Below are 14,178 nucleotides of genomic sequence, written 5' to 3'. Positions count from 1 at the left end.
CGTCCATTGACCTTGTTTATCAATAAAGACTCCCCTTCCTCATATCCACAGGGGTGCAATAGAACACGTATAACATGTATATATCCTCTTTTCAGTTCATTTTATCTAAAGCTATGCTCATTCATCCTCTTTCATGAACAGCCTATTCCCTTCCTGCTTTATAGCTTCTAAATTCTGTGATAAGAGCGGGAGCAATAGATGCGCAGGGTTGCATAGCAAAGCAGGATCGTACAGGGAATCCATACAAGAGGAAGCAGCTTCCAGAGGAAAAAGGCATGATCAAACAGATTGCAGGTGAAGCCTCTTACTGCGACACATGTAATTTCCATAAATTTAAAGGGAAACAGCTTCATCCAGGATGTGTGGGAGGACAGAGCAGTACCTGCAAGCATACACAGCATGCAGAGTCCAAGTGATACATAAGAGGATTTCAGGAAGGTGGAAGCAAGTGTTCCCAGAATTGCACAGACAACAGCTCCCAGCACAAGAACCTCCATGGATATGAGGAATCCCTCCTGATAGGTAAATATAGAAATCATATGCAGACCCTCGGTAATATTTACCTCCATATCACCGAGATTTCCGGACAGCCACGCATACAGTGTTACCGGCAGAATCATCAGCAGCAAGCCAATCAGTGCACAGGTTATCACAGCGGCCAGCTTGGACAAGAATAAAGCGCTGCCGCCTCTGCTGCAGGAGCTGAGCACCTCCAGCATATTCTGTTTACGCTCCCTGTTGACCACATTGCTGGATATCACCAGTACCCACACCATAAGCACGATGCCTACTGTGGAATAGGTTTCCAGTAAGGAAAACCATTCTCTGCTGTCTCCGTAATGAAAGGATTTCTTTTCATTCATGTAATCCTTCAGCAGCTGAAGCTCAGCCCTGCTCACATCAAGGGAATATACCGGGGCTGCGACCTTTTCATTATTAAATGAGCTGTACATCGTCCCAAAGGTGCCATCCTCACTGTTCCATGGTTTATCCGCTAGCATAGTCTTTCCATAATTCAAATACAGCATGCTGACCACCTCATCTGCGATATCCTCTTTATAATTTGGTAGAAACTCCTCGCGCAGATAGAGAATCCGCTTTCCTTTTTTTGCTTCCTTTGTATCATCCGCATAGGCGTAATCTCTTTTATTGCTTTGATAATCCTCATACCAGTCTTTCCCATACAGTGCATTCATTTTCTCCATGTTGAAAAAATGCGTATCTATGCGTTTATCTGCCGCTTTTTTTGCCACCTTTAAACGGTTCCACCACGCTGTATCCATGGTACCGGTCCATTTTAATTTTTCATGATGCACTTCCTCCTGAATTTCTTCCTTGCTCATCCTGCTTCCATCCGCATGCCGATAAGGATTCGTATTTTCTCCGGTATCCGTAATTCTATTTTGAAAAATGACCATCGGAAGCATCATAAACAGCAGTAAAAGAATCAGATGAAAGCGGGAGGTCATTATTTTTTTACATTCCAGCAAATACAGTCTCATGCCTCTTCCTCCTGAAAATGATATAAATACAAATCGTTCAGGGTCGGCTCCACACTGCAGGCATCCCTGCCTGTTTCATCCAGATAGCGGACAAGTGTTCCCTGTGTTGATGCACGCTGATAGCATATAACCGCATTCCCACGCAGCTGCTCCAGTTCCCTTTGTGATACCTGACGCTCCTTCACCCTGCCATCCAGCACCGAAAGAAGCTTTTGCGGTGTATCATGAGCAATCAGACAGCCCTTCTTCATGATCATAATCTGATCGGCTATGGCTTCCACATCACTGACAATATGTGTTGACAGTAAAATGATTTTATCCTTGGACAGCTCGCTTAAAAGCTGGGAAAACTGGTTTCGTTCCTTTGGATCCAGTCCTGCCGTCGGTTCATCGAGAATCAGGACAGCAGGATCATTCAGCAGTGCCTGTGCTATGCCAAGGCGCTGCCGCATGCCGCCGGAAAGCGTCCGGATTTTCTTTTTCCGCTGTGGCTCCAGGTGAACTGCAGGAAGAAGCTCCTGAATACGCTGCGTCGTATAGGACTTCGTCAATCCCTTGACAGCCCCCATATACTGAAGGAATTCCTCAACCCGAAAGGTTGGATACATCCCCAGATGCTGTGGCATATAGCCGATGTTGGCGAGATATTCCTCCCGTTTTTCCCGTATGTCAATATCACCATATAGGATATGTCCCTCATCCGGAGGCAGTACGTTGACCATCATGCGCAGCAGTGTGGTTTTTCCGCTGCCATTCGCTCCCAGAAGACCGGTGATTCCCGGCTTTAATACGGCATTCATATGTTGAACCGCCATTACGCTTCCAAAGTGCTTGGACAGCTGTTCCAGTTTTACATTCATATAGATCTCCTATCTCTTACTGAATACAAGTATATAATTTTCTGTATGTTGTTTCATTTGTTGAATCCCTTCATTTCTGTCCTTCCGTTCGCTCTTCCTTCATCGTGGAAGCTGCACAGATTTCTATGATTAGCCTATGAATGGATACTATGATTGCTATGGCTCGGTTTCCGTTTTGTCCCCTTCCTCAATGTACTCATCATACGTGTAATCGACCGTGAACGGACGCTGCTGTGTTTTGTAATCATAACCGGAATCAGCACGATACACAGAAAGCCCCATACAGCACACAACAGGGGCAGTCGATGATAGAGGTTTCCCAAAACAGCAAGCCATGGCGTTGTCATAAGCTGATCGATTGCCCGAAAGGAAAGGAAATTGGATGGAAAAAATGATGTCCACGAGGTTTGCAGACCATCCATCGCTATCAGCATCGGCAATAGAAAAAAGAGCATGCCAAGTCCCAGCGAAACTGCCGGTTTTTTTACTATGACGGAGGTGAAGACAGCAAACAGAGTACACGCTATTCCACTGAGCAGCAACAATCCAAGCGCCTGCAAATCAATCTGTGAAAATGTATAGATATGCAGTGTTCTCAGCATCATGAGTGTCGTATCCCCACCGGATAAGTCCAGGATCATAGAGGTTGATACAGACAGTATGATATACAGCGCGGCCGCCAGCATGAGTGCCAGTGAAAAAGAGACAATCAGTTTGGCACAGGCAAGCTTCCTCCTCCCCTTTCGGCAGCTTTTCAACAGCTCCAGCATATCGCAGGATTCCTCCTGATTAAACATACTTCCAAACAGAAACAGGCAGAAGAGTGCATACAGTTTGGCAGTGTTCTCAAATATCTTCATGCGGCTCATCCAGCCCTCGTATGGACCATAGCGCCATTGGTGTGTGTTCAAATCATGTCGTACGATAGCAGGTGTCTGCGGGTCCAATCGTATGGCATCCACCATTTCCATGGTACGATAGCCGTCCCAGTATGCCTGATCCAGTGTTTGATAGCGAATATCCTCTTTCTGGATTCCCTGCTCGACAAGCTTTTCCAGCTCCTGCTTTCGATCGGCAATCCAGCTCTTCTGCACTGTCCCGGACATGCTTCTGCGCAGATCGTCCGCTATGGCTTTTGCTTCTTTTGCGTTCAATACCTTATCATTGAGCAAGGCGTAGCGCTCCTGTGTCTGCGCATGCAGCGTAAAAGCAAGATGCAGAAGCGGAAACAGCAGCAGGACACACAGCAGGGCACAATGCAGCCGGGAGTGGAAAAATTTATGCAGCTCACGCAGACACAGTCTACACATGAAGATTCCTCCTGCAATGGTCCCACAGGACATAACCACTGTATACCAGAACAGCAAGAAACAGCTGCCCGCCATATTGTTCCAGAAAACCGATCCAATATCCCACTCCAAACAGCTCCAGCAGGACAAGACCACCTGCCGCAAAGCCGTATACCGTCAGAAACACCTGCAAAACCTGATCATGGGCATATAGGTGTAAGGTAAAGGCATTCAGCAGCAAAAACGGAATACAGCCGCTATACAGCAGCGTAAGCAGATGAATATCCGTTTGCAGGGAGATGCTGACTGCGATAATCAGAATTCCCAGAAAGGAGATACCACCCAGCAGAAGCATTTTCCACATAAGCATACGCTGCGGCGAATAAGGCGACGCCATTTCCAGCTCCTTCATACCATAGATATCACATCGGAAAACCTCTACTGTAACAGCAACAGACAACAGAGAGCTTCCAAGTGAAAGAAAGGCTACAGAATTCATCTTATATCCATTTGGCAGACACAGCCATACAGCTAGTGCCACAAGCAGTGTCAGTCCCCCTGTAATACAATACTTTTCCAACCATGTACATACAGCAGCTCACGCAGACTTTTCAGTATACTGCTTTCATATTTTTTCACAGCACGCTTTTGTAGCAGTTCCTTTACGTTTGTGATAACCTCCACAATATCGTCCTCCGGTATGTCCGGTATTTCCAGCGTTTCCAGGCGAATCCTTTCTTTTTTCACTTCCATCCCTCCTTCTGAGCACGTTTTTTCAATATATGGAGTGCCAGCCTTACCTGCGATTTCACAGTGGAAACATGAATTCCCGTAATCTGTGAGATATCCCGGTATTTCAATCCTTCATCATACCGCAGCAGAAGCACATCCTGCAAATGCGGAGGCAGCTCGCTTATCCATGAACGAAGAATTACAAATTCCTCCTTCTTCTGAAACAGCCGCTCACCATTATACGTATCATCGCGCATCTGCTCCTCCTGCAGCTCGTCCGTATACCGTCTGGAGCGGGTATGGTCATACACCAAATGCCTAGCAATACGGTATAGAAAATTCAGCAGCTTTCCCTGTTCCTCATATTGATCCAGATGTCTGTAAAACCGGTAAAAGGTTTCCTGTGTCAGATCCTTGGACAGTGCCGCATCCAGTGTTCGATGATACAGGTAGGAATACACTTTCGGATAGGCATCCCGTATGGCTGTTTCCAGCTCTGCTTCCTTAGAAACATCATGTTTATTTATTTTCATCTGCATGACGCCCCTCCTCATTCTGTATAACGCAGTGAATTGTGAAAAGATGAAAGAAAATCAATTTTCTTCAACTCATTATAAATGATACCAGATTCATTCATTTCTATATGATATAACATTATAGTTTAAGGCATTTGAAGCAAAAAATGATGTCCATGGTTATTTAAAGAAAGATGACAAGGCAGTAAGCGTTTGTCATCTTCGTAAATTCATTCATTTTTCAATTTTCTTGTCTATCAAACATTTTTTAATACAGCAACCATTTTATATGATTCTGATAGTTTTCTTTTTCACCGAAAAGAGTATAAAACATGTTCCCATCAATCAGTTTTATCAAAAGAAAAGGCAGCAATTGAACCCGTTAAATTCAAAAGCCGCCAAGGTTGCATGTACCGCTAAACTAGCTAAAATCATTTACGGTATGTGCAAGAACAACACTATCTTTCAAAGATAGCCGATTTATATTATACATATTTCTCAAAAAAATGGAAGATTCCATCTTTTTGTCGCAGACAAGTAATCTGCTGATAATGAAGTATTATTTTCTGAAATTTAGGCTTGATTTCTATTATCTAATTTCGCATATCAGAAGGATATAGCAGCTAGTCGCTTATATGTAAAATACCGCTTTTCTGAGTTACTGACTTATCGTAATATTCTGTTCAGCTTCTGCATGAGGGCAGGATAATCCGCACGGCTGAAATCGGTAACATCAAGCTCTAGCACCGTACCCAATGCAAAGGTTCCATACCCACGGTTCTTACACCGGTTCATGAATTCCTCATAACCAACCATACAGGGCTGCTCATCCCTGCTCTGAAGTATATCTCCCTTGTGAAAGCTGCCGGCAATATGTCCCGGGTGGCGTGTATCATCCAGATCACGTGCTCTTTGGCGTTCATACAAGATGTCTAAAGCTGCCACAAGCCGTATGGTCACAATCTGATAGGCGTGTGTGGCTGCCAATTGTTCCAGTCTGCTTTTTTGTTTATCACTGAAGGGATAATCGCTCAGAATGGATATATCCGTCTGCATCTTATCCTTCATATCCTTGTAATATGCTAGCCAAGCCTTTTGTATATCGGCTTCTTTTTCCTCCATCGTATCAAAACCGTAACGATCCCACATTTCTTCTTTATAGGCATCCGGGGAAAGGATTTGGAATGTTGGATATGCTTCCTGAATCTGACGCATCAGATAGGATTTTCCGGTACCCGGATAGCCTGCCAGCAATACGAGTGTCTTTTTCACTTTACAGCTTCTCCTTTGTTTGTTTTCATCAGGTGTTATCTGATTCTGTTATACAAATGCCCACCGTTCCGCTGGCATTTGGCTATATCTTAAATAATGTGGATTTTTCTGTGATGATACGTTTGATATGATCGTTTGCCGGCGTAAACAGCTTTCGTAAAGATGTTAACGGTGTTGCATCCGGGAAGCTGGCATTCACTTCTTCAATATAAGATTTATTTAATTCCGTGCCGACATTGATTTTCTTCATACCCTTTGCACATCGCTTCATATCCTCATCACTGACACCGGTACCGCCATGCAGCACAAGTCCGACATCCGGCAGCTTATCCTGTAAGGTTTCCAGCAGCTCATAATTTATGTTTGCTTTGGATTTATACTGTCCATGAGTAGTTCCGATTGCGACTGCCAAAGCATCCACGTTCGTTTCCTTTACAAAACGGATTGCATCCGTAGGCTTAGTGTAGGCGGCATCGCTTTTTTCCACCACAATACCATCCTCTGCTCCTCCAATGCTTCCGATTTCCCCTTCCACAGATACATTGCGCTCATGGGCGTAGGCAACGACCTCCTGTGTGTTTTTGATATTCTCCTCCAGTGGCAGATCACTGCCGTCATACATAACACTGGAATACCCTAGATCTATTGCTTTTTTTAACGCTTCTATGGATTTGCAGTGATCCATATGCAGACATACATTGATATCCGCTTTCTGTGCCAATGCTTTGACAGCCGCAATCAGTGCCTCAAATCCGATATATTCCGCAGTCCCCAGAGACGTCTGAATAATGATGGGTGTTCCCAATTCCTGTGCAGCCGCAATCATTGCCGGCAGCATTTCAAAGCAGTGCAGATTGAAGGCTCCCACAGCTCCCTTTCCTTCATTTTCCCTAAACATTTCTATCAGATTCTTATACATTCCAAGCTCCTCCTTGTTTTTATTATATCGTTTCCGGTTTTAAAAGCTGGCTCTCGTGACTTCCTTGGAAATCGCCATCATTTCATCAATCTTACGAAGATAATACTGAATCTGTTCATCATCCTTTGCCTTTGCGGCCTCTCTTCGTTTGGTATTATACAGATTCAGCAGTGTACGATATCCCTTCCCCAGATCCTTCTTTTCCGAAAGACTCATTTCCAGATATGTGATAGCTTCATCAGTCTGTTTTGCTTCCGCATACAGGATTCCTATTTCGTTTAATGCCGCAATGCGTTCCTCTCCACTCTTATCCTTAAGCTCTGCAACAGCTCGTTGTGCGTTTGCCAGCAGCTCACCAGTATCCTGTACCTCTTCCTGTACAGGCTCCTCTTTCTTTTCTTTGCGTTTAAAGAACATATACAAGCTCCTAGAACAAGCCGAGAACCGGTTTTAACAGCCAGCCATACAGCAGCCCGCATACGATGGTATCCACATCTGTACAGGTTGCATTCAGGAATCCGATATCTGCCAGCATCGGTGACAGGATTGCAGGCAGGAGTGTGATAAACAAGCCGTGAATGATGCCGGAGATAATGCAACCTCTGGTACCTCCCATCGCATTTCCGAAGATTCCGGCACAGCCTCCGGCAAAGAAGTTGGTCATCATTCCCGGAAGGATCATCGGAAGACCGAACATCGGGAAGAGAAACATGCCGATAACAGAACCGATCGTCGTACTTACAAAGCCGATAATAACTGCGTTAGGTGCATATGGGAACAAGACCGGGCAGTCCAGTGCAGGCTTTGCATCCGGAACCAGCTTCATAGCAATACCACGGAACGCAGGAACGATTTCTGCCAGTAACAGACGGACACCGGCTAGCAATACATATACGCCTACGACAAATTGAACTGCCTGCAGGAAGGCGTGTACCAGATAATTTGTTGCCCCTGCATATTCCGCACAGAACTCAGGTCCCGCAAAGAAAGCCGTTACCAGAAACAGCGGAATCATGACGATACCGATAGACAAGTAGGTATCCTGTAAAAATTCCAGACCCTTTGGCAGCTGCAGCTCCTCTGTGGAAACTGATTTCTTACCACCGGTCAGCTTACCTACCCATGCAGTTAATACATAGCCTACAGTACAGAAATGCCCGAGTGCAATATCATCGTTGCCGGTAATTTTTCTAACATAAGGCTGTGCAATCGCAGGCATGGCAACAGCGAAGATTCCACCAATCAGTCCACCGACAAGAATTAGCGTTACCCCGCGCAGTCCGCACCAGTATCCGAAGACAGCGCAGATCGTTGACATCCAGAGCAGCGCCTGTCCTGTCAGAAAGATATATTTCCATTTTGTAAAGCGCGCAATGATGATATTGAAGATGAAAATTGCCCCCAGTGTCAGTGCGATTTCACTCCCCAGACCAAGCTCCCCCATTGCCTGTCCGTTAATCGCTTCGATGGAGGGCACCAGCCCCTGCATGCCAAAGCCTTCGGTAAAGATTGCCCCAAAGTAGGTAAGTGCCTGCACAATCACGCTGGAGCCTGCCGATAGCACCATGAAGCCAAGCAGTGTTTTGAAGGTTCCCGAGATCACCTGTCCGGTTGGTTTTTTCTGCAGCAGCAATCCCAGCATCGCAATCAATGCGATGGTGATCGGTGCCTGTGTCAGAATGTTGTCAATGATAAAATTTACAATTTGCATAGTAGTTCCCTTCCTCTCTTGTTTTTAAAATTTAAAGTTTGCCCTGTTCCTTCAGGAATGGTACAAGCTTTTCCCTGATTTCATTTTTGTCCACCAGACGGTTCAAAAAGATGGTCGGTGTCGTCAGCTCCAGATTTGCGAACTGGCTCTCAAAATTTTTACCCGAAAGAATCAGATCCGCCTTCATTCCCTTCACACTGGATAGATCACAATGATCCAGCGAGGCACTGACACCAAGCTCCTGAAGCACGGTTTCCACTGTCATCTGACAGGCAAAGCTGCTTCCCAGACCGTTACCGCATACCATTAAAATTTTCATATTTTCCTCCAATCTTCACGGGGTTGCCGTTTCTACCTTATTCTTCATTCTGTAACAGGGCGTTGAGCTCATCGATCGTATCCAGCTTTGCGATTTTCTCCACATACCCCTTTTCCACAAAGGTCACAATCATTTTCAATATGTCCAGATGTGTCTGGGAATCAATTGCGGTAAAACAGATCATGACCTCAACCGGATCATCCTTGGGGTCGAAGTAAACCGGTTCCCTGAGTGTAATCAGAGAAAACCCGATGCCCAGAGAACCATCCTCTGCTCTTGTATGCGGAATGGCGAATCCCTTTGATATGACAACATACGGTCCGTATTCTTTGATTGAATTTACAATACCCTCCACATAGCTTTCCTTTGCGGTTCCGTTTTCCACCAGAATCCTGCCGCCGATGCGGACTGCTTCCTCCCAGTCCCTTGCACTTACATGCAGCCTTACATTTTTCTCACTTAATTCAATTCCCTTCATAACCTCATTCCTTTCCCTGCCTCTGATATTCCAAATCCCGTATAAACTCTTCATAGGTGCAGCCCTTGGCAAGCCTGCGAACACCAAAATCACGTATCAGATATTTATACAGTGTTTTGAAGACATCTTCCCACATGCCGTATTTGCTCTTCGGTATATTTAACAGCAGGACAACCTGTACCTTTTCCTGATCCCAGACGATCGGTTTATCCAGAATCGTTACGGATACACTGGCCTCCAGCATATCATTTTCCAGGGAATGCGGCATGGCAACCATACTGCCCAGCTCAGTCGTCGCCATAGCCTCCCGTTTGAATACGGATTGTTTGTTTTCCTCCTTCATATACCCCTTTTCGATCATAGCATCGGTAATAAAATGCAGTACCTCATCTCTTGTTTTCAGCTTCAGATTTGTGAAATATAGATCCTCCCGAAAGATTTCCTTGAAATATCCGCTGTCCTCATGGTGATGCGTCATGAAGGTTTCAATATTGCGGACATCCCGGTCATCCAGCAATAATTGTGTCTGCAGGATTTTTTCACTATGGAATGTCTCCACCGGCACACTTGTCAGTACGAGGTCCACACTGTCAATCAGTGCCTGTGTTACCTCATACAGCGGGCAGGTTTTCACAATATGAATCCGGTTCTGGAAAAACTGTTTCACTCTTTCCTTCATCAGCATTGCGGTTGCCATTCCGGAGGCACATACGATGACAGCTTCAAAGATTTTCTGCTTTTCATTCAGGCCCTTCCGCTCCAGTGCTGCACCGAAATGAATCGCAAGAAGACCAATTTCATTTTCATTTGTCTTAATGGAGAAAACATGCTCCACGATTTCACTCGCCTTGACTGCCAGCTCGAATGCAAAGGGATAATTGTTTTTCATATAGTCCAGAAAGTCGTTGCGTATATTCATATGGAATCGAAGCCGCTGAACTGCAACACTGAGGTGAACTGCCAAACCATTGATCAATTGCGTATCATCCGAAAGATCAACATTGGTATCCTCCCTGATTCGATACAGAATTGCCTGAATTTCCTTCTTAAATTCATACTCCTCATTTTCATCCGTAAAGTTTGTGGTAAGAAACTTCTTACTGGATATCAAATGCTGCGTCAGATAGTACACCTCATCGGTGATATCAATGTGCAGTTTATGATAAATAACAGCCAGAACCTCCTTTGCCGCCGCAAACTCCATATGACTTTCCAGCTGACGGATTTCCGCTTCTTCATAATCCACACGCCGTTCATGAAAGGAGCGCTTTAAGATAATGACAATATGTACGATCAGGTTCTTGAATGCGATATCCGTAAGACGCATATCATACTTTTTCATGGTTTCCAGAAGGATTTCATGCAGCTGGGAAAAGAGCTCTTCACGAACGATATCATCAAAAAATCCCGTTTCTCTGGATGCACGCGCATCGTTGTGCTTGAAAATAAATTCCGATATGCAATAACGGATATTGGCTTCACTTCCGATGATATGCACACCTTTCTTTGTGCTGATACCGACCTTTAAGGAAAAGCGCTCCAGCATTTTATCAATCTGCCGGATATCCTTTTTCAGCGTGGACATACTGACAAACACCTCATCCGCCAAATCGTTGGGATCAATAATTTCTTCATTGCGCAACGTGTTTTTTAACAGATGCTGCATGATATAGGCTGCCCTGTCTCTGGGATCACTGGGGATAATCGTATCCGCATCCTTTTCTTCCTCGGCATGCAATTGATCCATGAGCTCTGTGAAAGCCTCTGGTTGTTCCGTATTCAGATAATATCCACTGCCTGCTTCGGAAAGAATGGTTGCACCATGAGCATGAAGGATACCGTTCAATTCCTTTATATCGTTTCGAATCGTTCTTGATGACACGCCGATCGATAAAGCAATTTGGTCGCTGCTCAATACCTTTCGGTTTTGTGTCAGCAGTTCCAGAATCTGAATCATACGTTTGTTATATAGTTCCAATACTGTTCCCTCCTTGCTTATGGTCTTATTATAAAAGAGCATTGGGGGGATTGATAGGCTATCATTTTCCACTATCTGCGGCAAAAACAGGAAATCTTTTCCTAATCGCTTTCCTATAATAGACCAAGCAGATTCATAGTGACACAAAACGAAAAAAAATGATATCCGTTCCATCACAACTCATGACAAAATGAATACCTTCTCTTCTTTTTCTTTTCATCAATCTTTCAGGTTCTCCTGTCAAGACCTGCAGAATGTTTCGCTATCCTACAAAGCCCTGCAACTCTTTTTTTATATGGAAAGAGTGAATGATGTAGCTTCTGTTTACTGGTTTCTTACTTTCCAAAATAACAGCAAATACTGAAATTCCATTATATGCGTATGCTATCACACATCACTCCCTGTACAGGAAGTGCTATAGCCTGCCATTTCAACGAACGCTGCGAGTATTCCTTTTCACCATCTATCGGCAGATAGGCTTCCTTTCGTAAGCGTCCTTATATAAGCTTGAAGTTCTATTTTGAAACTCATCATGTTATTGCTTAGAAACCTTTCATCAGAAACTGTATAGTCTTATCCAGCATATTGTTCACTCACTGATTCATATGAAAAAAAACCTGCTTATGCATGGTTCTTTCTAACGTTAGAGTGTTTGCAAAAGGGAGACTTTCATACTATTGTTAACTACAATCGTATGGAAGTCTCCCTATGTTAAGTTTACCCACAATCGAGAAAGAACCTTATGTATTACAGGCTTTCTCTATATTGCGTATGAAAGCAGCCTTGGCTTCCTTATAAAATACTTATAATGCGGCGCGGTAGATGTTTTTTACATCCTCTTTCGTAAGCTCTACATAAGCTCCCTTCAAATCCGCTGCAGCTTTTTCCGCCATGACATCAAAGTTTGTTTCATCTTTAATTCCCACTTCACGCATCGTTGTCGGAATTCCCATAGCAACAAAATAGTCTTTCGTCTTTTTGATGGCTTCATGCGCAATTTCAAACGGATCCTTTTCCCTGTCGATGCCCCATACATTAACGCCATAGTCTTTGAATTTATCCACAGTTTCCTCATTCAGCACGTATTCCATCCAGTGCGGCGTTAAAATAGCCAGCCCCACACCATGTGTGATGTCATAATATGCAGAAAGCTGATGCTCCATCGGATGCACCGTCCATTCCACCGTTTTTCCCAGCTTAATGAAATTGTTGATTGCCCAGCTACTGGTCCACATCAGGTTTGCCCGCGCTTCATAATCCTCAGGATTTTGTACTGCACGTACACCGAATTCAATGCATGTCTTTAACAGTCCTTCCGCCATGCGATCCTGCATATAGCCCTGTACATTGGAGAAATAGCATTCGAAGATATGACTCATAATATCCGCCGTACCTGCCGCAGTCTGGTATGCGGATACACTGCAGGTATAGCTTGGGTCCAGAATTGATGCCTTCGGCCGCATATCCTCATGCCCCATTCCGATTTTATCATTGGTTTCCAGATTACTGATAACGGCAAAGGTATCCATTTCACTACCGGTTGCCGACAGGGTCAAAACTGTTACGATTGGAAGCACACTAACTACCTTTGCAGGATTTAAAACGATATCCCATGCATCGCCGTCATAGCTGACAGCACCAGCAATCACCTTGGCGCAGTCAATGGTACTACCGCCACCAATCGGTACTACAACTTCAACACCTTCCTCACGGCACAGCTTCACACCCTCGCGCACCGTTGTAATTCTCGGATTCGGCTCCACGCCGGACAGCTCGCACCATGCGATGCCGTTCTCTTTGAAGATTTTTACAACATCATCATAAATACCGTTGCGCTTGATACTGCCGCCACCATAAACCAGCAATGCCTTCCTACCATAGCCGGATACAATTCTGCCGATATTGACTATCTGCCCCTTACCAAAATAAATTTCTGTGGGAATCGAGTAAATAAAGTTTTCCATAATCAAAAACCCTCCTTGCTTTTATTATACAACGTTCACAGCAACTTGAACATGGCTGTTTTTCAGTGTTTGTCCTATGAAAAACAGACAAATCTCAAAAAGGTCTTTGTACATATATTTCCCGGGAAATTCATACCATATGGAAGCTTCCATGTGATGTCACATTTATCCTTCAGGATACCGTATCTATAATTTCACTTAAGATCTGCTGTTTCTCTGCCGTTTTTAATATGTCCACAAAATCCTCATGCATCAGTCTGCGGGCAAGCTTTGACAATGCCTTGAGGTGAAAGTCATTTTTATCATCCGGGGCAAGCAGGCAGACAGCTGCTTCCACCGGCTTTTCATCTATGGATTTCCATTCTATTTTATGTTTCATTCTGACGAACAGAATTCCTGCTTCCTTTATACAGGCGTGACGGGCATGCGGGATGGCAATTCCTTTTCCAAAGCCGGTTGTGCATTCCTGTTCCCGCTTGCACAGCTCCTGAAAGAAGGTATCTGTATCACTCACCTTTCCCTCACGAAATGCAATTTCTGCAAGTGCATGCAGAATTTCCTTTTGGGTACTGCCTTCCATATCAAATATGATATGTTGCTCTGTAATCAGATTCATGTTCATTTCCTCCACCTGTGCAG

Annotated in this window: 15 protein-coding genes; all 15 read right to left on the bottom strand. The window is 44.4% G+C overall.

Translation table 11 applies throughout. From position 1 onward, the window contains the following. Positions 1–167: 167 nt before the first annotated feature. Entirely contained in the window at positions 168–1,502 is a 1,335-nt protein-coding gene (locus tag ACG3M1_RS03985; RefSeq protein WP_257366428.1) for an ABC transporter permease, read from the bottom strand. Continuing rightward, the gene (locus ACG3M1_RS03980) at positions 1,499–2,362 is read right to left on the bottom strand and encodes an ATP-binding cassette domain-containing protein (protein WP_257335820.1); all 864 of its coding nucleotides are present in this window, start codon (positions 2,360–2,362) and stop codon (positions 1,499–1,501) included. The genes ACG3M1_RS03985 and ACG3M1_RS03980 overlap by 4 nt, the downstream gene beginning before the upstream one ends. Before the next feature lie 134 nt (positions 2,363–2,496). Beyond that, positions 2,497–3,672 (bottom strand): hypothetical protein, encoded by a 1,176-nt coding sequence (locus ACG3M1_RS03975; RefSeq protein ID WP_257335819.1) that lies wholly within the window; start codon positions 3,670–3,672, stop codon positions 2,497–2,499. After that, positions 3,665–4,231 carry a hypothetical protein gene (locus ACG3M1_RS03970; RefSeq protein WP_395814955.1) on the bottom strand — a complete coding sequence of 189 codons (567 nt, stop codon included), beginning with the start codon at positions 4,229–4,231 and terminating at the stop codon, positions 3,665–3,667. The genes ACG3M1_RS03975 and ACG3M1_RS03970 overlap by 8 nt, the downstream gene beginning before the upstream one ends. Then, positions 4,201–4,398: a hypothetical protein gene (locus tag ACG3M1_RS03965; RefSeq protein WP_395814952.1), complete on the bottom strand. Its 198-nt coding sequence runs from the start codon at positions 4,396–4,398 to the stop codon at positions 4,201–4,203. The genes ACG3M1_RS03970 and ACG3M1_RS03965 overlap by 31 nt, the downstream gene beginning before the upstream one ends. Then, the gene (locus ACG3M1_RS03960; RefSeq protein ID WP_257335818.1) at positions 4,395–4,922 is read right to left on the bottom strand and encodes an RNA polymerase sigma factor; all 528 of its coding nucleotides are present in this window, start codon (positions 4,920–4,922) and stop codon (positions 4,395–4,397) included. Before ACG3M1_RS03960 ends, ACG3M1_RS03965 begins: the two co-directional genes overlap by 4 nt. Before the next feature lie 642 nt (positions 4,923–5,564). Beyond that, positions 5,565–6,170, bottom strand: a complete 606-nt coding sequence (locus ACG3M1_RS03955; protein WP_109770938.1) for an AAA family ATPase — start codon at positions 6,168–6,170, stop codon at positions 5,565–5,567. 82 nt (positions 6,171–6,252) lie between these two features. Continuing rightward, positions 6,253–7,089 (bottom strand): class II fructose-bisphosphate aldolase, encoded by an 837-nt coding sequence (locus ACG3M1_RS03950; protein ID WP_002607357.1) that lies wholly within the window; start codon positions 7,087–7,089, stop codon positions 6,253–6,255. A gap of 39 nt (positions 7,090–7,128) precedes the next feature. Continuing rightward, positions 7,129–7,506 (bottom strand): hypothetical protein, encoded by a 378-nt coding sequence (locus ACG3M1_RS03945; protein ID WP_002607356.1) that lies wholly within the window; start codon positions 7,504–7,506, stop codon positions 7,129–7,131. Positions 7,507–7,516: 10 nt separating this feature from the next. Next, complete coding sequence (locus ACG3M1_RS03940; protein WP_008818565.1) at positions 7,517–8,800, bottom strand: PTS sugar transporter subunit IIC; 1,284 nt, start codon at positions 8,798–8,800, stop codon at positions 7,517–7,519. A 31-nt stretch (positions 8,801–8,831) separates the two neighbouring features. Further along, positions 8,832–9,119, bottom strand: coding sequence for a PTS sugar transporter subunit IIB (locus tag ACG3M1_RS03935; protein WP_009269779.1), 288 nt, complete (start codon positions 9,117–9,119; stop codon positions 8,832–8,834). Positions 9,120–9,156: 37 nt separating this feature from the next. Continuing rightward, complete coding sequence (locus ACG3M1_RS03930) at positions 9,157–9,597, bottom strand: PTS sugar transporter subunit IIA (protein WP_002607353.1); 441 nt, start codon at positions 9,595–9,597, stop codon at positions 9,157–9,159. A 4-nt stretch (positions 9,598–9,601) separates the two neighbouring features. Continuing rightward, positions 9,602–11,575, bottom strand: a complete 1,974-nt coding sequence (locus ACG3M1_RS03925; protein WP_395814949.1) for a BglG family transcription antiterminator — start codon at positions 11,573–11,575, stop codon at positions 9,602–9,604. A gap of 803 nt (positions 11,576–12,378) precedes the next feature. Continuing rightward, positions 12,379–13,539, bottom strand: coding sequence for an iron-containing alcohol dehydrogenase (locus ACG3M1_RS03920; protein WP_009269781.1), 1,161 nt, complete (start codon positions 13,537–13,539; stop codon positions 12,379–12,381). Positions 13,540–13,711: 172 nt separating this feature from the next. Beyond that, complete coding sequence (locus tag ACG3M1_RS03915; RefSeq protein WP_224720929.1) at positions 13,712–14,155, bottom strand: PTS fructose transporter subunit IIA; 444 nt, start codon at positions 14,153–14,155, stop codon at positions 13,712–13,714. Positions 14,156–14,178 lie beyond the last annotated feature (23 nt).

Origin of the sequence: Clostridium sp. 10cd* (genome assembly GCF_044336395.1) — a bacterium.
Classification (GTDB): domain Bacteria; phylum Bacillota_I; class Bacilli_A; order Erysipelotrichales; family Erysipelotrichaceae; genus Clostridium_AQ; species Clostridium_AQ innocuum.
The sequence above is the reverse complement of the archived record's forward strand: the minus strand, read 5'-3'. Positions and strand labels throughout refer to the sequence as shown.